Source organism: Nonomuraea sp. MG754425 (assembly GCF_021699195.1).
Classification (GTDB): Bacteria; Actinomycetota; Actinomycetes; order Streptosporangiales; family Streptosporangiaceae; genus Nonomuraea.
In genome coordinates, this window is sequence record NZ_SSXE01000066.1 from 1 (window position 1) to 25,084 (window position 25,084).

At 72.0% G+C, this 25,084-nt stretch carries 20 protein-coding genes and 1 tRNA gene; 8 read left to right on the top strand and 13 right to left on the bottom strand.

Features of this window, described 5'->3' with window-relative positions; genetic code table 11:
• Nucleotides 1-284 precede the first annotated feature (284 nt).
• A complete protein-coding gene (locus FAF44_RS22785; protein ID WP_020547189.1) occupies nucleotides 285-701 on the bottom strand; it encodes an SsgA family sporulation/cell division regulator in 417 nt (138 codons plus the stop codon).
• A 465-nt stretch (nucleotides 702-1,166) separates the two neighbouring features.
• On the opposite strand from FAF44_RS22785, the gene FAF44_RS22790 reads away from it, so the two are divergent.
• Nucleotides 1,167-1,238 (top strand) — tRNA-Val (locus FAF44_RS22790).
• A gap of 135 nt (nucleotides 1,239-1,373) precedes the next feature.
• Here FAF44_RS22790 and FAF44_RS22795 read toward each other — a convergent pair.
• Nucleotides 1,374-1,799: a DUF6221 family protein gene (locus tag FAF44_RS22795; RefSeq protein ID WP_237105257.1), complete on the bottom strand. Its 426-nt coding sequence runs from the start codon at nucleotides 1,797-1,799 to the stop codon at nucleotides 1,374-1,376.
• A gap of 309 nt (nucleotides 1,800-2,108) precedes the next feature.
• On the opposite strand from FAF44_RS22795, the gene FAF44_RS22800 reads away from it, so the two are divergent.
• The 3 genes from FAF44_RS22800 to FAF44_RS22810 all read left to right on the top strand — a co-directional run bounded on the left by FAF44_RS22800 (nucleotide 2,109) and on the right by FAF44_RS22810 (nucleotide 6,107).
• Nucleotides 2,109-3,584, top strand: a complete 1,476-nt coding sequence (locus FAF44_RS22800; protein ID WP_237105258.1) for a glycoside hydrolase family 6 protein — start codon at nucleotides 2,109-2,111, stop codon at nucleotides 3,582-3,584.
• Nucleotides 3,581-4,933, top strand: a complete 1,353-nt coding sequence (locus FAF44_RS22805; RefSeq protein WP_237105259.1) for a hypothetical protein — start codon at nucleotides 3,581-3,583, stop codon at nucleotides 4,931-4,933. Before FAF44_RS22800 ends, FAF44_RS22805 begins: the two co-directional genes overlap by 4 nt.
• A 139-nt stretch (nucleotides 4,934-5,072) precedes the next feature.
• Nucleotides 5,073-6,107 (top strand): serine protease, encoded by a 1,035-nt coding sequence (locus tag FAF44_RS22810; RefSeq protein ID WP_237105260.1) that lies wholly within the window; start codon nucleotides 5,073-5,075, stop codon nucleotides 6,105-6,107.
• A gap of 25 nt (nucleotides 6,108-6,132) precedes the next feature.
• On the opposite strand, the gene FAF44_RS22815 is transcribed toward FAF44_RS22810, so the two are convergent.
• Nucleotides 6,133-6,888: a DUF4352 domain-containing protein gene (locus tag FAF44_RS22815; protein WP_237105261.1), complete on the bottom strand. Its 756-nt coding sequence runs from the start codon at nucleotides 6,886-6,888 to the stop codon at nucleotides 6,133-6,135.
• A gap of 115 nt (nucleotides 6,889-7,003) precedes the next feature.
• Between FAF44_RS22815 and FAF44_RS22820 the strand changes: the two genes are divergently transcribed.
• Nucleotides 7,004-7,750 (top strand): SDR family NAD(P)-dependent oxidoreductase, encoded by a 747-nt coding sequence (locus FAF44_RS22820; RefSeq protein WP_237105262.1) that lies wholly within the window; start codon nucleotides 7,004-7,006, stop codon nucleotides 7,748-7,750.
• A gap of 105 nt (nucleotides 7,751-7,855) precedes the next feature.
• A complete protein-coding gene (locus FAF44_RS22825; RefSeq protein ID WP_237105263.1) occupies nucleotides 7,856-8,731 on the top strand; it encodes a hypothetical protein in 876 nt (291 codons plus the stop codon).
• 14 nt (nucleotides 8,732-8,745) lie between these two features.
• Here FAF44_RS22825 and FAF44_RS22830 read toward each other — a convergent pair whose 3' ends face one another.
• The 4 genes from FAF44_RS22830 to FAF44_RS22845 all read right to left on the bottom strand — a co-directional run bounded on the left by FAF44_RS22830 (nucleotide 8,746) and on the right by FAF44_RS22845 (nucleotide 15,880).
• The gene (locus FAF44_RS22830; protein ID WP_237105264.1) at nucleotides 8,746-10,545 is read right to left on the bottom strand and encodes a glycoside hydrolase family 15 protein; all 1,800 of its coding nucleotides are present in this window, start codon (nucleotides 10,543-10,545) and stop codon (nucleotides 8,746-8,748) included.
• 81 nt (nucleotides 10,546-10,626) lie between these two features.
• Entirely contained in the window at nucleotides 10,627-13,863 is a 3,237-nt protein-coding gene (locus FAF44_RS22835) for an AAA family ATPase (protein ID WP_237105265.1), read from the bottom strand.
• Entirely contained in the window at nucleotides 13,863-15,146 is a 1,284-nt protein-coding gene (locus tag FAF44_RS22840) for an oxygenase MpaB family protein (protein ID WP_237105266.1), read from the bottom strand. The genes FAF44_RS22835 and FAF44_RS22840 overlap by 1 nt, the downstream gene beginning before the upstream one ends.
• A gap of 23 nt (nucleotides 15,147-15,169) precedes the next feature.
• Nucleotides 15,170-15,880, bottom strand: a complete 711-nt coding sequence (locus tag FAF44_RS22845) for a Crp/Fnr family transcriptional regulator (protein ID WP_237105267.1) — start codon at nucleotides 15,878-15,880, stop codon at nucleotides 15,170-15,172.
• 179 nt (nucleotides 15,881-16,059) lie between these two features.
• Here FAF44_RS22845 and FAF44_RS22850 point away from each other — a divergent pair, with 179 nt between their 5' ends.
• Nucleotides 16,060-16,632 (top strand): RNA polymerase sigma factor, encoded by a 573-nt coding sequence (locus FAF44_RS22850; RefSeq protein ID WP_237105268.1) that lies wholly within the window; start codon nucleotides 16,060-16,062, stop codon nucleotides 16,630-16,632.
• 8 nt (nucleotides 16,633-16,640) lie between these two features.
• Here the strand turns inward: FAF44_RS22850 and FAF44_RS22855 are convergent, their stop codons facing one another.
• From FAF44_RS22855 to FAF44_RS22880, 6 genes are all read right to left on the bottom strand, one after another.
• On the bottom strand, nucleotides 16,641-17,882 hold the full coding sequence (locus tag FAF44_RS22855; protein ID WP_237105269.1) for a hypothetical protein: 1,242 nt from the start codon (nucleotides 17,880-17,882) through the stop codon (nucleotides 16,641-16,643).
• Between the two features lie 216 nt (nucleotides 17,883-18,098).
• Nucleotides 18,099-18,518 (bottom strand): hypothetical protein, encoded by a 420-nt coding sequence (locus tag FAF44_RS22860; protein ID WP_237105270.1) that lies wholly within the window; start codon nucleotides 18,516-18,518, stop codon nucleotides 18,099-18,101.
• A 103-nt stretch (nucleotides 18,519-18,621) separates the two neighbouring features.
• Complete coding sequence (locus FAF44_RS22865) at nucleotides 18,622-20,598, bottom strand: beta-galactosidase (RefSeq protein WP_237105271.1); 1,977 nt, start codon at nucleotides 20,596-20,598, stop codon at nucleotides 18,622-18,624.
• Between the two features lie 23 nt (nucleotides 20,599-20,621).
• Nucleotides 20,622-21,464 (bottom strand): carbohydrate ABC transporter permease, encoded by an 843-nt coding sequence (locus FAF44_RS22870; protein ID WP_237105272.1) that lies wholly within the window; start codon nucleotides 21,462-21,464, stop codon nucleotides 20,622-20,624.
• The gene (locus FAF44_RS22875) at nucleotides 21,461-22,420 is read right to left on the bottom strand and encodes a carbohydrate ABC transporter permease (RefSeq protein WP_237105273.1); all 960 of its coding nucleotides are present in this window, start codon (nucleotides 22,418-22,420) and stop codon (nucleotides 21,461-21,463) included. Before FAF44_RS22875 ends, FAF44_RS22870 begins: the two co-directional genes overlap by 4 nt.
• Nucleotide 22,421: 1 nt before the next feature.
• The gene (locus tag FAF44_RS22880; protein WP_237105274.1) at nucleotides 22,422-23,651 is read right to left on the bottom strand and encodes an ABC transporter substrate-binding protein; all 1,230 of its coding nucleotides are present in this window, start codon (nucleotides 23,649-23,651) and stop codon (nucleotides 22,422-22,424) included.
• Nucleotides 23,652-23,814: 163 nt separating this feature from the next.
• On the opposite strand from FAF44_RS22880, the gene FAF44_RS22885 reads away from it, so the two are divergent.
• Nucleotides 23,815-25,005 carry an ROK family protein gene (locus tag FAF44_RS22885; protein WP_237105275.1) on the top strand — a complete coding sequence of 397 codons (1,191 nt, stop codon included), beginning with the start codon at nucleotides 23,815-23,817 and terminating at the stop codon, nucleotides 25,003-25,005.
• The last annotated feature ends 79 nt before the right edge of the window (nucleotides 25,006-25,084 follow it).

Below are 25,084 nucleotides of genomic sequence, written 5' to 3' on the forward strand. Positions count from 1 at the left end.
GGGGAGGAACTGGCCGGGGGCCGGGACCAGCGCATGCGGCTGATGGCCAAGGACGTCTACTCGGGGCAGAGCATCGAGATCGCCAGGATGCGCGACGTCATCAAGTCACTGCGGGCCTGAGCGCCCGCGGCGGTTCAGGGGCGGTTCAGGGGCGGTTCGGCGGCGGTTCAGCGGAGCGTGAAATGCCTGGGGGAGGCTCCGCGGACGGAACCTCCCCCAGGCATGATCACGTCCGGCCCCTTCACTTTCAAGATCGCCGGACGGCTGGTGCTCGTGCTACGGGCTCAGGACGGCCAGAGCATGTTGGTCAGCTCGGCGTCGAGGTCCATGAAGTCGGTCTCCCGTCCGGCGGGGACCTTCTCGTAGGTCCGGTGGAGGAACTCGGTGAGGGGGGCCAGCGGCACTTCGAACAGCGCCTGCCCGAACGGGGAGGTGAGACTGATGTGCAGAGTGCGCTCGCCGTCGGCGCGTGCGGGCCAGACCTGCACGTCACCGTCGCCGACACGCCTCACGATGCCCACGGTCAGCAACTCGCGGGCGAAGATCCACTCGACCGGCTCGTCGTTCCCTACGTGGAAGGCCATGCGGATGGCGTATGGATCGTCGGCTGTGTAACTCAGTCCGGCGAGCAGGGGGACGGTAGTACGGTCGGGGACCACTAGCCGAAGGCCAAGCTCGGCAGAGACGGTGGTGCTGTTCATCGTCAGCCAAACCTTTTCGTCGTAGGTCCCCTCTTCGGGGCTTTCACTGCTCTGACGGACTTCGCCCTGAGCTATGACGCGGAACGAAGAAACCTGTAGGAAAGATTCCGCTCCCAAGGCCTTCTGTAACGCACATCACAGCGGGACATTTAGGCATCTACCAGGCTAAACGGCATCAATCGGGTCGTATTTACAAGGGTTTTGCGTGCTGTGGAGCCTGCCCCGGACGCGTCGTCCATGAACGTTTCTCTGGAAGATCGTGTCCGATGTCTTCCGGGACAGGACGATGGTATGCCACCCACCCGCCGTGCCGATGGGCAACCGCCGCGTTTCACCCGAATCCCTCTGACTGGTCACCCTCTGAGAGGCGCGCGGACGCGAGGCCGCCGTCGATCAACCGGTTCGCTGTAGCAGTCGGAGTGCGGTATGGTTTTCCACGTCGGCAGCACGACGGGCCGACGGGGCGGGCGATTAGCTCAGCGGGAGAGCGCTTCGTTCACACCGAAGAGGTCACTGGTTCGATCCCAGTATCGCCCACCGCAGGTGGAGGCCGTTTCCCTGAGGGGAAACGGCCTCTTTTGCTGTTCGGTATCTCTGATCGTTTGGAATGCCGCTAATGATCGTCGGCCTGCTCCGCCGATCATCCCCATCCGGCGAATCAGTTGGGGAGGTTCACGGCTTCCATGCCTGTTTGAAGCCTTTGTGATCGCTCCACCGCTGGGCCATCTCCCACGCCGTCCCGCGGGCGAACCCGACCAGAGGCGGGACACCGGACGACATCTCCTCCTCGCACCGCGCGAGCGTCGCGCGCCGGGCCCGTACGTCGCGGAGCGTGCGGGCGGGGTCGTGGCGTGCGATGTGCTCGGCGTCGGCCATGGACTGCGAGTGGCCGGCGTCGCCGGTGATGCACACGGCCCCGGCGAAGAATGACGGGCCTCCGTAGCCGACGAACTCCTGGCCGTTGGTCATGGTGACGAAGTCCTCCCCGTCGTACCACTCCTTGCTGGGGTCGTAGGACCATGGCCCCGGCGTGGCCGCGGTCGCGCTCGCCTCCTCTTCGTCGAGCCGGGAGCGCACGAACGCGAGCAGTTCATCCATCGGCCGTCTCCTCCCCGACTTCGGCGATCTTCACGTTCGGCTGTCCCGGCGACAAGCCACTCCATGAACGTTTCCGCGTCCTCGGCCCGAGGAAACTCGGCCCACTCGCCGGAACCATTGCGATCATAGGTGACCTCGTGCGGCTGATCCCCGCCCCGGTCAAGGGAGCGGGCTACGCGTGCCTGGACCTTGACGGCCTGTCGCCCGCTGCGAGGCCGGAGTTGGCGGTGGGAGTGTGGTGACATTTCTTGACCTTGTCAGGACGAGTCAGCAATGATCATCGCCGAACCCGCCGAAAGGTGATCAAAAGTGCGACTCTTAAGCACGAAGGCAGCACGGGCCGTGGCCCTGGCCGCCGTCCTGGCCGCCGCGCCCCTCAGCCTCACCCCACCCGCCACCGCGAGCACGACCACCGCGAGCACGACGACCGCCGCGAGCGCCGTCGCCGCAGCGCAGCTCATCGCGAACGGCACCTTCACCGGCTCCACCGCCCCCTGGGCAACCATCGGCCAGACCGCGCTGTCGGCCGAGTCCGACCGCATGCGGGCCGAGGTGACGGCGGTGGTGGCCAACCCGTGGGACGCCATGGTGGCCGCCCCCACCACGGCCGCCCTGATCCCGGGCAGGAGCTACACCCTCTCCTTCGACGCCTACTCCACCGTCGCCTTCACGGCCAGGACCACGGTCCAGTACGCGGCCACCCCGAGCGGCAACCAGTCGCTGGCCGCCGACGTGCCGCTGACCACGGCGAGCAGGCGTCACAGCATCCCGTTCACGGCCGCGGCGGCCTCCGACACGGCGGCCGAGGTGACCTTCCAGCTCGGCGGGTCCGGCGCCCGGCCGGTGGTCCGGTTCGACAACGTCTCGCTGATGGAGACGCAGGCGACCCGCCCGTCCGACCTGTACGTGTCCCCGCTGTCGAACCCCGCCCGGTGGGCCGCGCAGCACTCCGGCACCACCACCGGGCAGGCCATCATGTCGGGCATCGGCAGCAAGCCGATCTTCGAGTGGTTCGGCGGCTGGTTCGGCGACCTGACGCTGGCCGTGGACGCGTACGTCGGCGCCGCCCAGGCCCAGGACCGGCTGCCGATGCTGGTGGCGTACAACATCCCCAACCGTGACGCGTGCGCGGGCCACTCGGGCGGGGGCGCGGGTGACGCGGCCGGGTACCACGCCTGGATCACCGAGTTCGCGCGGGCGATCGGCAACCGGCACGCCGTCGTCGTGCTGGAGCCGGACGGCGTCGCCGCCGCCGGGTGCGTGACGCAGATCGGCAAGGACCCGGAGGATCAGTACCGGATGCTGCTGGACGCCACGCAGGTGCTGCGCGCGCAGGCGCCGAACGCGTGGGTCTACCTCGACGCGGGCAACGCCACCTGGATCCCGGCCGCTCAGATGGCGCCGCTGCTGGTGAAGTCGGGCGTCGCCGGCACGCGCGGCTTCTCGGTGAACGTCTCCAACTACCTCACCACCGCTGACAGCGAGACGTACGCGGCGGCGGTCAAGGGCCTGCTGCAGGGCTCGGTGGGCGCGAAGACGTACGTGATCGACACGAGCCGGAACGGCAACGGCCCCTACACGGACGACACACCCGGCGACAACTGGTGCAACCCGCCCGGACGCAAGCTCGGGACCCCGCCGCAGCGGCAGACGACCGGGGCCGAGTACCTGTTCTGGGTCAAGGTGCCGGGTGACTCCGACGGGCCGTGCGGGATCGCCGGCTCGACCCCGGCGGGCGAGTTCAGCCCCGACCTGGCCATGGCCCTGATCAACGGAAACCCGTGAGGACGCGTGGGTGGTACGCGGCGGGGGTCTGCGCGCTCGTCCTCGTGGTCTCGGGCCTGATCGCCGCCCCGGCCGCCGCCGCGGCCCCCGTCACCTACTACGTCGACAGCGCCGGCGGCCAGGACGCGAACGCGGGCACCTCCGAGACGTCCGCCTGGCGCACGCTGGCCAGGGCGAACGCGGCGACCCTGACCCCCGGCTCCAGGCTGCTGCTGCGCAGGGGCGGCACGTGGGCGGAGCGGCTGGTGGTGGACGAGTCCGGCACACAGGACGCCCCCATCGTCGTGGACGCCTACGGCACCGGGGCCATGCCGGTGCTCAAGGGCAGCGACGAGGAGTCCTGCGTGCTGCTGTCCGGCGACCACATCGACGTCCTCAACCTGCACGTCGGCGTGGAGGGCGCGGAGCGCTGCGAATGGTCCGGGTTCACGGTGGAGGGCAGCCACAACTTCCTGCACCGCAACTACATCACCGGCGCGTCGGCCGGGGTGTACATCGGCGAGCAGGCCGGATACACCTCGGTCAACAGCAACGACTTCGTGAACAACAACGTCATGAGCGTGAACACGGACGCGTCGGAGATGGGCGAGGAGTACGCCAACGACGATTCGGGCGCCTTCGCCATCCTGGTCCACGGCGACGACTCCGAGATCTCGTGGAACGACATCAGGGGCTCGATCGCGCCGAGCTTCGACTACGTGTGGGACGGCGCGGCCGTCGAGATCTTCCGGGGCTCGCGCAACTGGGTGCACCACAACATCTCGGTCGACAACGACACCTTCACCGAACTCGGCACCGAGACCCTGCCGACGGGCGAGTCCAAGGATCCGGACGGCACCGCGGACAACGTGTTCGAGTACAACGCGGTCTACGGTGAGCGCGCCAGGTCGGCGCTGGTCACCAGGGGGCCGTACCGCGAGACGCCCGACAGGCAGATCGAGCCGAACGGTCCCGTGCTGCGCACGGTCTTCCGCAACAACTCGGTCTACCTGCCCAACGAGGACGCCGAGGGCGTCGTCTGCGACGCCACCTGCACCGACGAGCACCTGACCATGACCCAGAACGCCATCCATGCCAGGAAGAAGAGCGCCTACGGGCCGGGCGTGACGGCGGCGCACAACTCCTACAACGTGCTGGACGGAGACCAGTACCAGATGGGCGACGACGGCACCGGCAACGTCTTCGACGACCCGCGCTTCGACCCGGCCGCCCCGCTCCTGCTGCTCGCCGGCAGCAGGGCGATCGGCCTGGGCCGGCAGGCGTACGGCGAGATCGCGCTGAACGGCGTCGCCGTCGGCGCGGACGGCGGCATCGAGGCCGGCGCCTACGAGTACGTGGCCACCCGATGACCCGCCGCTGACCGGCGCGGGCCCATGGCCGGCGAGGCCGGGCACGTCCCCCGGCCTCGCCGGCCGATTCCCATCTTTCCCGGCGCTCCGCCCCGACATATGATCTTGGCCGGTTCACGACTGAACGGGGAGATCGAGCATGAGACGCACCCTGATCGCATTAGGCGTCGGCCTCGGGCTGGCGGGGTCCACCGCCGTCGCGGCGCCGGCCCAGGCCGCCCCGCCGGTGGCCGCCGTCACGCTGAGCACCACGGCCCAGGCGGTGGAGACCGCGCGGTTCTGGCTGGCCGACGGGGGCGCCAACCTCGCCGCCGCGACACCGTACACCGTGCGGACGGCCGCCTCGGCGCAGCGGACGTCCACCACGCCCGAGCCGGACGGCACGCCGGGCCAGGTCGTGCCGCTGAGCCCCGCCACGGAGGGGGAGGCGCCCACGACCTCGGGCAAGGTGTTCTTCGTCGCCGCCGACGGCCTGCCCCACTGGTGCACCGGCAGCGCCGTCCACAACCAGTACCGCAACCTCGTCGCCACCGCCGGTCACTGCGTGTTCGACCTCGCGGGCGAGACCACCGCGCACTCCCGGATCGCCTTCGTGCCCGGCTACTCCGGCGGCGTGGCCCCCAAGGGCCTGTACGCCGGCAAGCAGGCCACCGCGCACCAGGACCTCACCCTGTTCCGCGACCACGACCGTGACTTCGCGTTCGTGAACGTCTTCAGCGGCGTCGTCGCCGATCCTGCGGGCGTGCTGAGCGACCTCGGGCGGCTGGCTGACAACGTGGGCGCGCAGGGCTTCGGCTGGAACCAGCCGCCGGCCCCCGCGTTCGACGTCTTCGGCTACCCGGCCGGCTCCCACCCCGACGGGAGTTCGCCCTACACGGGCCAGAGCCTCGAACGGTCCACGGGCGCGGCGACCGGCGTGGCCGTCTCCGACCCGGTGGCCGAGCGGCTCGTCGGCGTCGGCTCGCCGTTCACGGGTGCGGGCTCGCTCGGCTCGGCCTGGATGTCCGGCTACGACGAAGGTCTCGGGCTCGGCTACCTCACCGGCGTCACGATGAGCGTCTCCGACACCGACGGCGACGAGCGCTACGACACCGGGCTCTCCCCGTACTTCGACCGGGAGGCGGCCCTGATCTTCAAGGCCGCCTCCGTCGTCTGGACGGGCCGCCTCACCTGATCGGCCGCACGCCGCGGGCCGGAGGTCAGGAGAGCGTCCACTCGCCCGTCTGGCCGGCCGGCCCGCCGCTCGGCCCGAACCGGAAGGTGACGGGCTGGGCCGGCTCCGGGAGCTCGAACACGATCACGCCCGTGCGCGAGTCCCCGGCGGCGACGGTCACGCTGCCGCCGAAGCCCTGGCCCTCGCCGACGTCGGCCAGGGCGCTGCGGTACTGCCTGCCTGCGCCGTCGATGAGCACGGCGCCGGCGGCCGGGGCGTCGCCGTAGGCGGTCTGGCCCGTGTTGGCGAGCGTGATCTCCACGGCGACGAGCTTGTTCCCGGCCTGCGGACGGACGAGTTCGGAGGCGGGGGTGGCCGGGTTGACCAGGCGGTTCACGGTCGCGTTCACGCGGAGGGCGGGGTCGGCGCCCTGGAGTGGGAGCGTCCCGCCGACGGCGGCCCGCGCCTGGGCCGGCGGGCCCACGGCATCGTCCGCCGCCGGTGGCTGGGCCGCCGGGTCGCCGGTTCCCGGGCTCGCCAGCGGGTCGCGGGAGGGCATGACCATGTTCGGCGCGTCCGCCTCGACGGCCGGTGTGCTCCGGCCGGTGTCCGTCAGGACCATCACCACGGCGGCGCCGGCGCCCAGGAGCAGCAGCGGGACGCCGACCGCGAGCAGCACGACCAGCGCCACGGCGTCACGCGGCGACCCCGGCGGCTCCTGAGGCGGGACACGGGGAACCTGCGGCGGCCGGTACGGCGGCGGCGGTCCGTACGGGCCTGACGGCAGGGGCGGATATCCCATGGCGCGACTCCTGACAGGGGACGGGAATGTCAGGACGTTCCACACCCGCGGCCGGTTGTCCGCCGGCGGGGACCGGGATGACGACGTGGTCGGTTGATCCCCTAATGTGCGGTAAATGAGTGGACGTGGAGTTCTTGTCACAGGGGCGTCGAGAGGGATCGGGCGGGCCGTCACGGCGGCCTTCGCCGCGCAGGGGGACCGGGTCGCGATCCACCATCGCGACTCCGCCGAGGCGGCCGGGTCCCTGCTCGGCGAGTTGCCGGGGGAGGGGCACGCCGTCGTCCAGGCCGACCTGGCCGACCCCGAGGGCGTCAGGAGCATGGTGGACGCGGCGGCGGCGGAGCTGGGCGGGCGGATCGACGTGGTCGTGAACAACGCGGGCGTGTTCTTCCACCACCCCGTCGCCGAGACGTCGTACGAGGAGTGGCAGGACGCCTGGCGGCGCACGCTGGAGGTGAACCTGTTCGGCGCGGCCAACGTCGTGTGGTGCGCGCTGCGGCACATGTCCGCCGGCGGCCGGATCGTCAACGTCTCCTCGCGCGGCGCGTTCCGCGGCGAGCCCGACGCCCCCGCCTACGGCGCGAGCAAGGCGGGCATGAACGCCCTGGGCCAGTCGCTCGCGATCGCGCTGGCCCCGCGTGGCATCGGGGTGGCGGGCGTGGCCCCCGGCTTCGTCGAGACCGACATGACGAACGAGCACCTCAAGGCCCCGCGCGGTGACGCGATCCGCGCGCAGAGCCCGTTCGGCAGGGTGGCGCGCCCGGAGGAGATCGCCGCGGCGGTCGTCTACCTGGCCTCGCCGGACGCCGAGTGGGCCAGCGGAGCCGTGCTCGACCTGAACGGGGCCTCGTACCTGCGCTGACGCCGGAGCCCGAGCCGACAGATCCGAAATTTCATGATCTTCCCGAAATTGAAGGCTATTGTCGGCTTTCAGGGTGCTTCGGATACTCGCTCAGAGGGGGACGGCGTGGGCAAGGGCTGCTGGTACACGCTGGCGTCGGCCTCGATCGGCGCGTCCGTCCTGGTGGCCTGCGGCGTGCTGTACCTGCTGGCCGGGCCCGTCGCCGCGTTGTCCGCCCCGGTGCTCGGCCTGGTCGGGCTCTGCGCGTTCGTCGTGGCCCACGACGCGGTGCGCCGCCGGTCGGAGCGCGCCGACGAGGAGCGGCGGCTCGCCCGGGAACGCGACCACGTCAGGCGCACGGTCGACTTCGTCGCCGACCCCGGCCTGACCGGCGAGGAACGCCTGGTGATCATCGACTCGTTCGTGCCGCGCCTGCGGGTGTCCCGGGCCGGCTACCGCGACCGGGTGGTCCTCGTCTCCGAGCTGTCGCCGCCCGGACGCGCTCTCCTGGAACGCGCCAGAACCGCCGTCATGACCGTCCACGCCTCGCGGGCCATGCGCGGCCGCCTGCTGGACGGCCTGGCCAACGAGGTGCTGTTACCCCGGCAGATCTGGGAGATCGCGATGCTGCTGCGGGTCCATACGCACCTGGGCAAGGAGCAGGAGCGGGCCGTGCGCGGCGTCGTCACCCCCGAGCTGAAGGCCGTGCTGGAGCCGCAGCAGGAGGCGCTGCGCCGCTCCGTCGCGTCCGTGACGGCCAGGATCGAGCGGTTGGAGCGTTACGCCCATCGCGTCCAGGAGGCCGACGCCGCCCTGCGGGCCCGCGAGGCGCTGGACGCCAACGACAAGTACCGGGCCCTGCTCGCGCACACCGACGACGCCGAGGGGATGCACGCACTGGAGACCCACGGCGCGGCCCTGGAGGAGACGCTGTCCAGAAGCGTCCGCGTGGCCATCGAAGCAGGTCAGACCCTGGATCTGGCCCCGGAGCGGCCCGTCTGACGGGAGCCGTCACGTCAGCCGCCCCGCGCGGCCCAGTCGTGCAGCGCGTCCGTGGTGCCGGAGGAGTCGAGGTTGAGCGCCGCCTCGATCAGCGCCAGGTGGGTGCCCGCCTGCGGATAGTTGCCCAGCATGCTCCCGTCGTCCGTGGCCGTCTGCTCGGCGAACAGGCCCAGCGGCCGCGCCCGCGCGCACAACGTCTCGAACCGGTCGCGGGCCTCGGCCGTCCGCCCGGCCAGCACCAGCGCCGAGACCATCTCGAACGAGCACATCAGGAACGCGCCCTCCGGCCCCGCCACCCCGTCGTGCGTGCTCTCGGGGTCGTAGCGGTGCAGCAGCGCCCCGCCCTCGCCCAGCCGCGACTGCACGTGGTCGAGGGTGCCCAGAACCCGCGGGTCCCGCCCGTCGAGGAAACCCGTCAGCGGCAGCCGCAGCAGCGACGCGTCCGCGCCGGTCGAGCCGTAGCTCTGCACGAAGGAGCCGGCCTCCGCCGAGTAGCCGCGCGCCAGCAGGTCCGCGCGCACCGCCGCCCGCTCGGCCCGCCACTCCTCCAGCGGCAGCCCGTCCTCCCCGGTCAGCTCCGCCAGCCGCAGCGCGCGGTCGAAGCACACCCAGGCGTACAGCTTGGAGTGCGTCCAGGCCCGGGGCGCGCCGCGCGTCTCCCAGACGCCGGCGTCGGGCTCGCGCCACCGCTCGCGCACCAGCCGGACGAGCCGCCAGAGCCGGGACGTCTGGCGCGGCGTCAGCTCACCGGTGACCTCGTGGTAGGCCAGCGCCGCGTCCAGGACGTGGCCGTAGGTGTCGAGCCGGCGCAGGGCGGCGGCGCCGTTGCCGACGCGGACGGGCCGGGAGCCGGCGTACCCCTCCAGGTGGTCGAGCGGGTGCTCCTCGCCGGCGGGCCGGCCGTCGACGGCCGCCAGCGGCGGCACCTCCTCCTCGCCGCTGCCGCACTGCCGCAGCAGGAACCGCAGGTACCCGCCCGCCTCCTCGCGGTGCCCCAGCCGCAGCAGCGCCAGCACGGCCAGGCCGGCGTCGCGGTGCCAGACGTAACGGTAGTCCCAGTTGCGCGGCCCGCCCGGCCACTCCGGCAGCGACGTGGTGGGCGCCGCGAGCAGGCCGCCGCCCTCGTCGTACAGCAGGCCACGCAGCACGATCGCGCTGTGGCGCACCTCCTTGGCCCCCACGCCCGCGTACCCCGAGCGGGCCGACCACGACCGCCAGGACCGCACCGTGTCCTCCAGCAGCCGTCCGGGCTCGCCGCCCGGCCCGGCGCCGGTGTAGTCGAGCATGAGCGCCAGCGACTCGCCCTCACGCAGGACGGTGCGCGACTCGGGCTCCCGCACCCCGGCCAGGATCAGCCCGGAGTCCTCCTCCAGCACCCCGTCACGGAGCGTCCAGCGGGCCTCGCGCGCCCCGTAACCGGGCCTGGCCAGCATCCGCGACCTGACCACCGCCCGGCCGCGCTCGCACCTGGCCCACCGCACCAGCAGCCGCACGGGGGCCAGGCCGTCGCCCGTGGGCGTCGGCGACATGGCGAGGAAGTCGTGCACGACCACCGCACCCGCGGCGTTCTCCCAGCGCGTGCGCAGCACGAGCGTCTCGTCGAGGTAGCCGCGCCCGGCCACGGACGCGTCCTCGACGTGCAGCTCCCACGCCCCGCCGCGCCGCCGGTCGAGGATCCGGGCGAACAGGCTCGGACCGTCGAAGCGCGGCACGCACATCCACTCCACCGCGCCGTCGGGAGCGACCAGCGCCGCCGTGTGGCAGTCGGACAGGAACGCGTACGATCCGATCGGCGGGTAGCCGCTCACTCTCACCCGAACGGGCTGCCCGGCCTCTGACCTGCTTAAACAGTCTCAAACAGCCTTGAACGGCCTTGCACAGCCCGCCTGCCGCCGTCAGGCGCTCCGGTCGAGCCGCCGTTCGAGCAGCAGCGCGCCGCGCCCGGCCAGCAGCGGGCGGCACCACTCGCGCAGGTCGGCCGGTTTGGGCCCGCCCACGCCGCCCGCGCCCAGCAGGTCCGACCAGTCGAGGAGCGACTCGGCCAGCATGAGCGGCACCCCGCGCCGCTCGTGCACCTCCGCTGCGGCCTCGAAGTGCTCGGCGGCCCGGCCCCGGTCGCCCATCGCCAGGCACAGGTGGGCCAGGTAGTGGTGCCCGCAGTGGTGGGCCACCGCGCCGTGCCCGAACGTCTCCCCGCCGGAGGCCAGCGAGTCGTGCAGTCGCCCGGCCAGCTCCGCGCGTCCGAGCCGGGCGGCGGCCACGGCCAGGTTGTCGAGGGCGGGCCGGTGCGCCATGTTGCGCGGCGGCGTGGCGCCCGCGTAGCCGAGGATGCGGTCGAGCAGCGGCCCGGCCTGCTCGTCGCCGAGCTCGCACAGGTACCGCAGCACCGCGTGCACCGGGTCCACGCGCGGGTGCCGGGCGGCGCGGCGCAGCCGGTCGCCCAGCTCCCACAGCCGGCCCTGCAGCCGCCGGATCTCGGCGATCTGCTCGGAGTAGATGGCCACGGCCTCCAGGCGGCGGCCGATCTCCGAGCCCAGCCGCAGCGCCGACTCCGCCGCCGCCTCGGCCTGCGCCAGGTCGCCCTGCATGAGGGTCAGGCCCGCCTTGGAGTAGCCGATCAGCCAGGTGAGGTGCGGCTGCGCGAGCCGGTGGGCCAGTTCGTCGGCCTGGTCGAGCAGCAGGGCGGCCTTGGCGGTGTCGCCGCTGTCGAGCACCGGGGGAGTGCGCTGCATGCACGCGTGGAACAGCACCAGGTCGTCGCCCGTCCGGCGGGCCGCCTCCAGCATCTCGTCGCCGTCGCGGTGGCGCTGGTGCAGCGGGTCGGCCGGGATGATGGTCAGGCTGCGCATCCCCAGCACGCCGGCCAGCGTGCGCGGGTCGCCGGACTTGCGGGCCAGCGCCACGGCCTCGTCGCTCAGCGCGAAGCGCCGCTCGCCGTCGGAGGCCCAGATCAGCTCCGAGGCGAGCTGCGCGGCCAGCAGCGCCCTGGTGCTGACGTCGGTCGAGTCGACCACCTTGCGGGCCTCGGTCAGCAGCGCGATGCGCTCGCGGTCGGGCGTCGCCGAGATGGCCGAACCCGGGTCGCCGCCGAGCGCCGCGGTGACGACCAGGTCGTGCCGCTCGCACTCCCTGGCCAGGTCGGCGGCGTCGAGCAGGGTGCGCCTGGCCTCGGGATGCCCGGCCAGCCACATCGCCCGGCCACACTCGACGAGCAGCTCGGCCCGGCGCTCCGGCGTGGTGCCGGGGGAGTCGTGCAGCAGGCCGAGCACCCGCTGGTACCAGGTGACCGCCTCGCGGTGCGCCAGCCCGGCCAGCGCGTGCTGGGCCGCCCGTACGGCCGCGTCGGCCGCCGCGCTCACCCGTTCGGCGTCGCGGTCGTGCTCGGCGGCGGCCAGCAGGTGGGTGGCCACCACGTACGGCCGCGCCCGCATGGCCGCCGGGTCGGTCTCGCGCAGCGCGTCGGCCACCCGCCCGTGCAGCAGCGCGGCCCGCGGCGGGGAGAGCGTGGCGTAGAGGGCGTCCCTGGTCAGCTCGTGGGAGAACCGGCAGGACCCGTTGTCCAGCATGGTCACCAGGCCGGTGCCCATCGCCTCCTCCACCGCGGCCACGAACCTGGCCTCGTCGAGGTCGAGCCCGCGGCGCAGCTCGGCCGAGGCCATGCGCTCGCCGACGGCCAGCAGCGTGACCAGGTCTCTGGCGTCGGGGTGGAGCTGGGCCAGCCGGGCCATGACCATCCGGGTGACCGAGTCGGGTACGGCCAGCGCATCGAGCTCCTTGCCCGCGGCCAGCTCTCTGATCACCTCGCTGACCAGGAACGCGTTGCCGCCCGTGATGCGGTGCAGCCGCTCGGGGTCGCCGCTGGCGCGCGACTGCGTCAGCGCGGAGGAGACCTCGTCCGGCCCGAACGACGGCACCTGCACGACCCGGGCGGTCACGGTGAGCTTGTGCAGCTCCGGCAGCGCGTGGGAGCCGGCGGACTCGACCGGCACGGGCCGCGACGTGGCCAGCACCAGCATCGGCAGCGCGTCGGCGTCCCACATGAGGGCGCTGAGCATCTGCAGCGACTCCAGGGTGGCCCACTGCAGGTCGTCGATGATCAGCAGCACCGGCCGTACGGTGGCCAGCCGCTCGATCAGCGTGCGGGCCGCGGCCATCAGGTGGTAGCGCTCGGAGACGGGCTCGGTGGCGGGCGGCACCGCCAGCGACAGCGGCGGCGTGGCCAGCGACGGCGCCAGCCGGACGAGCTGGCCGCACTGCTGGTCCACCCCCGCCCGCAGCAGCAGCGCGGGCGAGGTGCGGGCCAGCCGCTCCACCGCGCCGGCGATCGGCTCGTACGCCTTGCGCGCCGGATCCGTGCACCGCCCCGCCAGCACCGTGAACTGCCGTTTGAGCGCCCGCCGGGCCACCTCGGAGGCCAGCCGGGTCTTGCCCGCGCCCGGCTCGCCCTCCAGGATCACCAGCCCGCTGCCGAACTCGGCCGCCGCCAGCTCCCCGTCGAGGGCCCGCAGTTCCTCCCCCCTGCCGACGAAGGGCAGCATGCCGCCGTCGTCCAGCCACGACGCCAGCCCGCCGCCGAGGTGGTGGTCGGCGCTCTGCCAGTGCAGCTCGTAGGTGTGCAGCGGCTCGCGCAGCCCCTTGCCCGGCAGCCGTCCGAGATCCTTGAACTCGTGCCGGCTGCGCCCCTGAGCCAGCCGCCGGACCAGGTCGGTGCAGAGCACCTGCCCGCCCTCGGCCACCGCGACCAGGCGGGCCGCCTCCACGGTCGGCAGGCCGCTCACGTCGTCCTGACCCCAGCACACGTCGCCCGCGGCGAGCGCCGCCCTGACGGAGATCTTCTCCAGCGCGCGCTCGTTCTCGTCGGCCACCGCCTGCTGCACCGCGATGATCGCGTCGAGCCCGGCCGTCGCGGAGTCGAACACGGCCATCAGCCCGTCGCCGAGGCTCTTGGTGAAGGAGGAGCCGCTGGCCGTCACCACCGAGCGCAGCAGCTCGTACAGGCGGCGGAAGACGACGTTGGCCCGCTCCTCGCCGAGCCGGATCCGCAGCGCGGTCGAGCTGACCACGTCGGTGAACAGGATCGTCGACGTGGTCAGCGTGCCCGGCTCACGCCTGGGCTCATGCGCGGCGGTCACTAGCGCGGGCCTTTCCGCCCCTGCGCGGGCACTCGAAGCGTGTTGCGGACGGTGCGGCGGATCCGGCGGGCCCGCACGGCCGGGCTCGACTGCTTGATCCGCCAGGCGCGGGCCAGCTCGTCGGGGATCCTGAACGCCGCCTGCCCGTCGGAGTGGCGGTCGATCAGGGCGACCACGATGTGCCGGCCCGCCTTGTGTACCAGCCAGCGAATCACACCGTCCACCGGCGCGGCCAGCCACTTTCGCCGATGGGCGTTGCGGGCCGCCGCGAACAGGGCCGTGAACCACCAGGCCGGCTTGGGCACGCCGAGCAGTTCGGGCACCTTGTCGGCGTTGTACCTGGCGTCGCGGAAGACCCAGTGCACCAGGCTGCGCGGCAGTTTGCGCCAGCCCAGGTACATGAAGGACTCCATCTCCTCCAGCAGCCGTGCCATCAGCCGGCGGCCCTCGTCGCTGGACTCGTACAGGCGGCCCAGCCGTTCGCTGACCGGCTCGACGTCGGCCAGCGTGAGGGCGCCGTCGCGGCAGGCGTCCACGCCCATGAGGTGGCCGAAGACGCTCCAGGTGTAGAGGTGGGCGGTGCGCTGCTCGTCGGTGAGCACCACGCCCATGGTCTCCAGCGCCTCCCACGTGACGACCGAGAAGTCGAAGATCGTGGCCAGCAGCAGCTCCTGGTTGACCGGCGGGCCGTACCGGTCGGTGTCCCAGTGCTCGGCGTAGCGCTCGTTGACCAGGGCCCGTACGAACGAGTGCAGGATCCGCAGGCCGATCGCCGTGGTGTGGCCGGGCCCGCCGGGCTGGAGGCTGTCGGTGGCCTTCAGCCCCATCACGTCCACCAGCATCTGCCCGGTCTCCGCCACCCGGCGGGTGAGGCTGTGCGTGGCCAGGTTGGAGACGCCGGCCAGCACCTTGGCGCTGGACACCTCGACGTACGCCATCGGCAGGCACTTGCAGAACAGCGCCGCCGCCTGGTAGAGCCCATAGTCGGCGAACACGGCCTGCCCGCGCGCCAGCAGCTCCCGGTCGTCGCCCCACGCGGGCAGTTCCTTGGCGAAGTCGATCGCGTCGAAGATCTCGGAGGCCGGCGGCTCGCCCGAGGGCGCCCTGGCCTCCCGCTTGGCCGCACCGAGCTCCGCGATCACGGCCTTGACCAGCTCCAGCGCGCCCGTCCCCGGGGGCTGCGCCTGGACGTACTCGGCCACCACCTTGTCGATCTCCGGGTCCGCCTGCTGCCTGAGCCTGCGGAACCTCTCCTGTGGCCAGCGCTCCTCATGATCGTTCATCTACCCCGTACTCCCCGTTCCGGTCAGAGGCCGCCCCGTTTCCGCAGGGCGGCGACATTCAGCAGCGTGATGGTCCGCCCTTGGACGGAGATGAGATTCCTCGACACCAGCGACTGCAGCGCCCGGTTGACCGCCGGCCGCGACGCGCCGATCAGCGCGGCGAGGTCGGACTGGGTCAGGCCGGGCAGGTCCACCACGTCGTCGGCCTGGCCGTGCTTGTCGGCCAGCTCCAGCAGCAGCTTCGCCAGGCGTCCCCCGAGGTCGAGGAAGGCCAGGTCGGCGGCCTGCCCGGTGAGCCTGCGCACCATGTGGCCGAGCAGGCGCAGGAACTCGTCGGCCAGGGCCGGGTGCTCGCGCATCAGCTCCAGCAGCCGCGCCCTGGGCAGCGCGAACACCCAGGCGGGCCGCACGGTCACGATCGAGGCCGAGCGCGGCGAGCCGTCCAGCAGCGCCATCTCGCCGAACGTGTCGCCCCGGCTCAGCATGTTGAGCACGATCTCGTCGCCGTGCTCGGTGGTGAAGACCACCTTCACCAGCCCGTCCAGCAGGACGTACAGGGACTCTCCCGGGTCGCCCTGATGGAAGATGATCTGCCCGGAACGGTATCTGCGGGCCACCCCCGCCCGCGCCGTGCTCCGGATGCCGTTCTCCCCCAGCACCTGGAACAACGTGATCTCCGCCAGCACGGCGGCAACCGCTTCGACGTCGTGCGGAAGCCCGCTGCGCCCGTTCATGCAAGAACTCTAGGCCGCATCGCGCGGGCGGACAGCACACGCTCGGGGATCCCCGGAATGTGACGAGGAACACACGCCCGCTGTCTCCTTCGGAACAGAGTTTTCCGATCATCCGGCGCACGGTGAGGTAGCCGGCCGGAATAGGCCCCCCGAGTACCCGGTCCGGCGGGGAGAACGACATGCACGTGGACACCATCGAACGTCTCGACACCGCCGCCCTGGTGGCCGCCGCGCAAGACGGCGACGCCTGGGCGTGGGAGCGGCTGGTCGAGGAGTTCAGCCCGATGCTCAAGGCGCGCATCCGCCGCTTCAGGCTCAGCCACGAGGACGCCCAGGACGTGCTCCAGACGACCTGGATGCTCGCCTGGCAGAACCTCGGCAGCGTCGAGGACGGCCAGCGCATGCCCGGCTGGCTGGCCACGATCGCCTTCCGCGAGTGCCTCAAGCTCTCCAAACGCACGAAGGAGATCTGCACCCCGGATCTCGACTCGCTCGGCAGCACGGACGACGTGGACAGGGAACTGGCCAGGATCTGGCTGGCCGGCACGCTCGAAGAGCTGGTCGAGGAACTGCCGGCAGCGCAGAGGGTGCTTTTCAGAGCGCTCACGGAAACCTCCGAGCCCCACTACGTGGACGTGGCGCGCAGGCTGGGCAGACCGGTCGGAAGCATCGGCCCCACCCGGGCCCGCTGTTTCGCGAGACTCCGCGGGCTCCTCCAGGCCCGCGAGATCACGCGCGACTTCCTGGACTGATGGGCTACTCACTGATCAAGCGGGATCGCCTCCAGGAACGGTTCGAAGTCGAAGTGCGCCATCTCGTGCGCGTCCGGGTCCGTCTCCGACGGGTAGGCGTAGAACTTCCGGCCGCGTAGCGCCGCCATGCCCCCGACGGCCTCGGGGACGAGCCCGCGCCGCATCTCCTCGGCCAGCCCCTCGGCGATCTCCTGCTCGAAGGGCACCCGGTAGAGGGCGTCCACCCGCTGGTAGACGCGGAAGTAGCTGACGATGAAGCGCATGCGGTCGGGATAGGACACCCAGTCGGTGACCCCGGCCGTGGACGCCTCCTGGTCCTCGGTGATGAACTCCTCGGCGAGCTTGCGCACCTTCTCGTTGTGGATGGGGGCCCACGCCTCGGCCAGGTCCACGCCCGCCGGCGCGGTCAGCGGCTTGCCGACCTTGATGTCGCTGAGCGGCGTGCGCACCGCGAACAGGTGGCGGGTGTAGAGCGAGGACCACAGGCCCTCCAGCTTGCGGGTCAGCCAGGGCTGGTCGGCGTGCGCGGCCGCGTACAGGCGGAACCTGGGGAACGGCGTGCGGGTGACCAGGGAGCGCAGCGACCGCCACGACACCCGGGTCAGCCAGCGGACCGGCCGGTAGAGCACCAGTTCGAGCGCCGCCTGCGCGCGGGCCTGCTCGTAGGCCGACAGCGCGATGTTGGCGCCGAGCATCAGCTCCGCCCGCTCCTCCGGGTCCTCGGTCGCGGCCGCCTCCACCATGAACCGCGCGGCGTCCTTGAGGTAGCGCGGGTCGGCCGGCGACAGCAGATCGGTCAGGAACTCGGGCGGCTTCGGCGTCAGGTCGGACTCGGGGCTGACCTTGAGGAAGCGGTCGGGCGTGTCGTTCCACAGGTTGACCGCGACGCTGGCCGTCTCCAGGAAGATGGCCCGGTTGGCGAGCGCCAGGCCGAGCTGGTAGCTGGGCCCGAGCAAGGTGAGCAGGGCGGCCCTGAACAGGCGTTTGAAGCGCTGCGGCACCCCCAGGCGGCGGCCGAAGTCCTCGATGAACGGCGAGTCGGGGCCGAGGTCGAGGCTTTCGCCGATCGCCTTGGAGGTCCAGGTGGCGTAGCAGTACCAGTTGTTCGCCTCCCGGCCCAGGCGCACCGCGAGGTCCGCGGCCACGCGGTGGTAGCTGTAGGCGATGACCATGGCTTCGAGTGCCGCGCTCCGGTCCTTGTAGGCGGCGATGCGCAGCACGTCGTCCGCGGTCATCGGAGTGTCTGACATGCAGTCTCCCGTTTACTGGTCTCCCGTCGCCTGGCGGAGGGCTCCTTGGTTCAGAGCGCCGCCTGCGGCGTCAGATACAGTGCGGCGGCCTGTCTGTCTCCCCGTGGCCGCCGTCGGCAGGAGCCTAGAATGTGTCGCTTGCGGAAGGCTTGCAACCTTCCGTGCGTACGCGCCGGGCGGGTCCGCCCCCGGTGGTCGCGGCCAGGGGCGGACCCGTCAGTCGCGCACCGTGATCCTGCTGATCACCACGAATCCGCCGAGCGCCCCCGCGGTGCCCGCGGCCGTTCTGGTGGTGAGGTTGACCACGAGGTCATAGAGGCCGGCCGTGAGCTGGCCGCGCATCGGGATCGAGGCCGTGTACCGGCCCGAGCCCGGGGTGAAGGTCATCTCCACAGGTGGTGACGGATGCCTGGTCTCGCCACCCCCCACCAGACCGGCGATGATCTCTAACTGCCAGCGTCCCGCCAGCCAGTCGATGAGCTCGCCGGTCACCTCCCAGCTCACGTCCACCGTCCAGCCTTCATCGCGGTGCACGACGTTCGTGGGCTGGGCACCGGGATCGACCACCTGGCCGTGAAGAATGCCGGCCAACTGCTCGGCCGGCACCTTCATGACCTGGAACTCTCCGGATGCCATGGCGATCTCCTCTCAGCGGGGCGAGTCCCCGTGCGAAGGAGCAGAGCGACGACACCCGCGGTGAAATACCCGCGCCTCCTCTCGACGGCCATCGCGATTTCGTCTAGACAAGTCGCCCGTCGATCCGGACGAGATCACCGGGCCCGGAGGCGCCCGAGCGCACGCCGTCCAGGCGCACCCCGGCCTCCACCGCGCAGTCCAGATAGGTGTTGAGCCCGCGCACCACGACATCGCCGACCTGCCCGTCGGCCAGGCGCAGCACCCCGCCGCCGCCCTGGGCGGCGACCACCTCGACCATCCCGTACGGGGTCCGCAACGTGATCGGCCCCTCGTTGCCGGCCTGGACGAGCACCACCAGGTAGTGCACATCCCGGGTGGGATGGCTGCGCAGGAACGCGTCGGCGTCCCCGTGCACGACCAGGCCCTCGTCCATGTCCGGCGGGGGAGCGGACGGGGTGAGCGGCGCGCACGGCCTCATCCGCTCGTCGAGCTCCGGCACGGGGCCGTCCACCAGCACCAGCCCGCCCGCCTCGGCGTAGGCGGCCAGCAGGTCCCGCACCTCGCGGTGCAGGAACGGCCCGCCGGGCACCGTGACCGTCCGGTAGGCGGCCAGCTCCTGCGCCGTCACGCTCTCCAGGTCGACGATCCCGTAGTCCAGGCCCCTGGTCCGCATGCGCTCGTGGAAGGCCCGCAGCGGTCGTCCGCACCCGGGCGCGTCCTCGTCCTGTCCGGACAGCGCGGCGATCCCGGCGTAGGGCAGGTACAGGCCGAACGCGTCCCGCCGCACCGGCGCGCACTCCAGGAACTCGGCCCCGTGGACGGCGAAGAACCGGGCCAGCGCCCGCACCAGCGGCGCCTTGGCGGTGGGGGCGCCGCCGGCGTCCACCGGCGGGCAGTCCGGGTACGGCCCGCTCCGGGCGGCGTCCAGCTCGGGCGTCCAGCCGGAGGTGGCCACCCCGGTGTAGACGTTGAACCCGGTCGCCCCGGCGGCCAGCGCCAGCAGCGACTGGTGGAAGCTGGTGGCCCCGTCGATGTAGGCGGGGTCGTACAGCTCGGAGAAGCCCCAGTTCTCCTCCAGGTTCGGCCCCGGCGCGCGCTTGGCCGCGATCACGTAGCGGGCGTGCGCGTCGCGGTCGGCCGACACGACGCCCATCCAGTTGGTGAACCCGTAGGAGATCTCGCCCCACAGCTCCGGCCGGACCCTGGCCAGCCAGTCGTCCAGCTCGGGGACGGTCGGCGGGTTGAGGTTGACCAGGACCGGCAGGCCGGAGCCGACGGCCTGCGTCCAGACGCGGTAGACCTCGGCCAGGTACTCGGCGTGGAAGCGCCCCCAGTCGGCGCGCGCGAGCGGGCCGTCGGCGGCCGTCGGGGGCCACAGGTCCGCCCATCCGGCGTGGGCGGTGCCGTGGCTCTCGTTGTACGCCGCCGGCGTCCTGTACCAGGCGCGCAGCCGGTCCCGGTAGAACGCCACCCCGGACGCGCTGTAGTCGTAGGCCGTCAGCGGCAGGGAGCCGCTGGTGTAGACGCCCTCGTTCGCGATCTGCAGCGCGATCACGGCCGGCGCCCCGTCCAGCACCTCCTTGCCCACCGCCGACAGCCACTCGCCGGCCCTGGCCAGGAACGCGGGGCCGAGCGGCGCGGGCAGCGGCCGGCCCGCGGGCACGGCGGCGTCCGCCCAGCGCGCGGGCTCGCCGCGGGCGTCGAGCAGCGGCTCGAACGCGGGGTCGGCGTCGGGGCACACCCAGTCGGGCAGCCCGCCGTAGTTCACCTCGGCGTGGATGAACGGGCCCGGCTTGGCGATCACCCGCAGCCCCAGCTCGTGGCAGAGCGCGAGGAAGCCGGTGACGTCCCTGGACGGATGGCTCCGGCCGGTGAAGTCGGGCGCCGTGCCCGCCTGCGGCTGGTGGTGCCGCCACGGCAGGTAGCAGGTGATCACCTCGATCCCGAGCTCGTCCCGTACGGCGCGCAACCGGTCGGCCCACCCGGCCGGGTCGTCGCGGTAGTACGGATAGTCGGCGGTGACGAGCACCCGCGGCACGCCGTCGACGACGGCGACCCCGTCGCGGATCTCGATGGCCACAGTCTGTTCCTCCTGTTTGATGGCTAACCCTTCAGACCGGTGAAGGCGATGCCCTGCAGGATGCGGCGCTGGAAGACCAGCAGCACCGCGATCACGGGCAGGACGGCGAGCGTGGCGCCCGCCATGATGTAGTACGCGCGCCCGCCGTCCGGGCTGGCGACGAGCTGCTGCAGCGCCAGCGGCAGCGTGTACAGCTCGGGGTCGTTGGTGACCAGCAGCGGCCACACCAGGTCGTTCCAGTGGAACAGGAAGCTGGTGATGGTCACGACGGCGAGCACGGGCTTCGACAGCGGCAGCACGACGCGCCAGAAGATCCGCATCCGGCCCGCGCCGTCGATCAGCGCGGCCTCCTCCAGCTCGGCGGGCAGCGACAGGAAGAACTGCCGCAGCAGGAAGATGTCGAGCACGGAGGCGATGTTCGGGACGATCAGCCCCCACCCGGAGTCGAACATGCCCAGCGACTGGGTGACGTGGATGCGCGGCACCAGCAGCGTGATCGCGGGCACCATCATGCCGCCCAGCATGATCACGAACAGCTTGTCGCGGCCGGGGAACGGGATCCGCGCGAACGCGTACGCGGCCAGCGCGTCGATCAGCAGCTTGGCCGGCACCAGCACGGCGCACACCCACACGCTGTTGACGAAGGCGCTCCCGAGCCCGCCGACGCCGAGCACGTATTCGTAGTTGCCGAGGGTGGCCGCCCACTCGCCGGTCTTCTTGTCCAGCGGCAGCAGGGTGGGCACCTTGTTGTAGATGTCCTGCCCGTGCTTGACCGAGGTGGCCAGCATCCACAGGAACGGCACCACCGACACGGCCGCCAGCAGCACCAGCGCGACGTACACCGACGCCTTGCGCGCCCTCGTCATGCCGCCTCCTGCCTGACGAACCGGAACTGCAGCGCGGTGACGATCATGATGAAGACCAGCAGGATGAACGACATCGCGCAGGCCGCGCCCATCGCGTCGTAGCGGAAGGCGAACAGGTACAGGTGCAGCACGTACGTCAGCCCCGACTGCTCGGGCCCGCCGGTGACGCTGCGCCCGTTCCCCGAGAAGATCACGTACACCAGGCCGAACACCTGCAGCGCCGCGATCACGCCCGTCACCAGCAGGTAGAACGTGGTCGGCCGGAGCATCGGGAAGGTCACCCGCCAGAACCGCTGCCACGGACCGGCGCCGTCGATGACCGCCGCCTCCTGGATCGTGGCCGGGACGCCCTTCAGCCCCGCCAGGTAGATGATCATCGAGATGCCGCACTGCCAGGCCGCGATGAACGCCAGCGCCGGGATGACCAGCTCGGGGGTGTTGAGCCAGTTCTGGCCGGGGATGCCGACCAGGCCGAGCAGCGTGTTGATCAGGCCGTACTGCGGGTCGTAGAGCCAGCGCCAGATCGCGCCCACCGCCGCCTCCGCCGTGACGACCGGCAGGAACAGCAGCAGCCGGAACAGGTTCGCCCCGCGCCGGACCGCGTTCAGCAGCAGCGCCTGCACCAGCGCGGAGACCAGGGTCAGCGGCACGGCGATGAGCGTGTACTGCAGGGTGACGCTGACCGACTTCCAGAAGTGCGGGTACTTGACGTCGTCGAAGAGCAGGTCGGCGTAATTGGCCAGGCCCACCCAGTTCGCCTCGGCGCGCAGGTTCCAGTCGGTGAAGCTGTAGTAGAGCGCCGACAGCGCCGGGTACAGCAGGAAGACGAGGAAGTAGGCCAGCGCCGGGGCGATCAGCAGCCAGCCGGTCAGGTGGTCACGGCGGCGCGGCCCCGGGCGGCGCCGGGCGCGCCGGCCGGGCCCCGCCGCCACCCGTTCGAGCACGGGAGCCGTCACCTCAGCCGTTCCAGCCGAGCAGGGAGCGGGTCTTGCCGGCCGCGTCCGTCAGCGCCTGCTGGGCGGTGGCCTTGCCGGTGAGCGCCGACTCGATCGCCGGGGCGATGATCTCGTCGTTGACCTGGATCCACTGCGGCACCGCCGGCCGCGCGTGCGCCACCTTGAGCTGTTCGAGGAAGGCGGCCTGCTCGGGCCCGCCCGCGACCACCTGCGCCTTGAGGTGGACGGGGAACCCGCCGAAGGCGTCGGCGACGGCCCCGTTGTTGGCCGCGTCCGACAGGAAGGCCAGCCACTTCCACGCCAGGTCCTGGTTCTTGCCGGTGGCGAAGACGACGGAGTCCTCGCCGCCGATGTTGCCCGCCGGCTCGCTCTTGTACGGCAGCGGCGCCACGCCGAAGTCCAGATCGGGGAACTGCTCGCGGATGGTCGGCACGTCCCACGGGCCGGAGATCGTCATGGCCGCCAGACCGTTCTCGAAGGGCTTGTCCGAGTCGGTGATCTTGCGAGGCGACGACTGGAGCAGGTCCACCCACAGTTGCAGCGCCTCCACGGCCGGCGGCTGGTCGAACAGCACCTTCTTGCCGGCGTCGTCCACCAGTTGGCCGCCGGCGCCGTGCACGACGCCGGGGAACATCCAGGCGCCGTACCCGTCGCCCTTGGGCACGTTCATGCCGGCCACGTTCGCGTCGGCGGCGTGCACCCGGGCGGCGGCCTGCTGCAGCTCGTCCCAGGTCTTCGGCGGGGTGGGCACCAGCTTGCGGTTGTAGAACAGGGCGACCGTCGTCTGGTCCTGGGGCAGGCCGTACAGCTTGCCGCCGGCGCGGTTGGTGTCGAGGGCGCCCTTGTAGTAGTCGGCCTCGTCGATCAGCCCGGCGGGCACCTCCTTGATCGTGCCGTCGAGGGCGTACTTGGAGACCAGCGGCTGGTCGAGGATGCCCGCGTCGGGCGCGCTCTTGCTGGCCACGGCGCTGCCGAGCTTGGTGTTGTAGTCGTCCTTGGGGATCTTGACGAGTTTCACCGTCACGCCGGGGTTGGCCTTCTCGAAGTCCTGGCGGACCTTCTCCATCACCTGGCCGGCCTGTGGGGTGCGGTCCTGGTACATCCAGAACGTCAGCTCCTTGGAGCCGCCGCCCTGCCCATCACCCTGCCCGCCGCCCTGCCCGCCGCCACATGCGGCCAGCCCGCTCACGAGCACGGCCACGGCGGCGCCTCGCACAAGTCCTCGGCTCATTGTCGTCTCCTCATCGGGGGGATGGCCAGACCATAATCTAAGCCTCGAAGAAAGTCAGGAAACGCTTTGGTAACACCCGGCCGCGCCGTGACGTTCGAGCCGTGAACTAACATGGCGGCGAACTCAGGAAGGGCCGGGTTCGAACGGAACGGGGACGACGACGATGAGCACGTCAGGGCGCAAGACCGTACGAGACCTCCGCCGGGGGAACCGGGCGATGCTGCTGCGCGCGCTCTACTTCGGCGGCCCCGCCAGCCGCAACGAGCTGTCCGCCGCGACCGGCCTGAGCGCGGCCACGGTCAGCACGATGACCGGCGACCTGCTGGCCGACAACGTGATCGTCGAGGCGGGCCACGTCGACTCCGACGGCGGCCGGCCCCGCGTGCTGCTCAAGGTCAACCCCGCCTACGGGTACGCCGTCGGCGTGGACGTCGGCGAGACCCAGGTCAGGGTCGAGCTGTTCGACCTGGGGATGAACGTGCGGGCCAGGGCCCATTACGCGGTCCGCTCGGCCAAGCACGATCCCGAACTGGTCGCCCGCCACATCCTGACCGGCGTGGACGCGGTCATCGCCGAGGGCGAGGTGCCGGCGCGGCAGGTGCTCGGCGTGGGCGTCGGCGTGCCCGGCATCGTCGAGCCCGGCGCCGACGCCCTGGTGCGGGCCAAGACCTTCGGCTGGGAGGCGGTGCCGCTCGGCGCGCTGCTGCGGGCCGGCACGTCGCTGCCGCTGTTCGTGGACAACGGGGCCAAGACGATGGGGCAGGCCGAGCTCTGGTTCGGCTCCGGCAGGGGCACCACCGACGCGATCATCATCCTCGTGGGGTCGGGCGTGGGCGGCGCGATCGTGACCGACGGGCGCGTCTACCGGGGCGCCGGCATGGCGGCGGGCGAGGTCGGCCACCTGAAGGTGGTCGCCGGCGGGCGGGCCTGCCGGTGCGGGGCGCGCGGCTGCCTGGAGGCGTACCTGGGGGCCGAGGCCATCCTCGACCGGGCCGGGGTCGTGGCCGACTCCGCCGACGAGGAGGCGGCGCTGGCCAGGCTGCTGGAGGAGGGCTCGCCGGTGCTCGGCGAGACCGTCCACCTGTTGGGTGTGGGGCTGTCGTCGCTGGTGCACCTGTTCAACCCCGAGCGCATCGTGATCGGGGGATGGGCGGGGCTGCTGCTGGGCGGTCGGCTGCTCGACGGGATCCGCGCGGCCACCGCCGCGAACACGCTGGCCCAGCCGTTCCAGCCGGAGTCGGTGGTGCTCGGGCGGCTCGGCCCGGACGCGGTGGCGCTGGGGGCGGCGACGCTCGTGGTCGAGCCGTTCTTCGGCGACGCCGCGTACCCGGCGTCGGTGCCGACTATTGCATAAGTGTTGAACTAAGCATTGACACAAGTGCGGACCACAGGCACGCTCTGCTCGATAGAGCGCTCTCTCACCACCCCCCTTC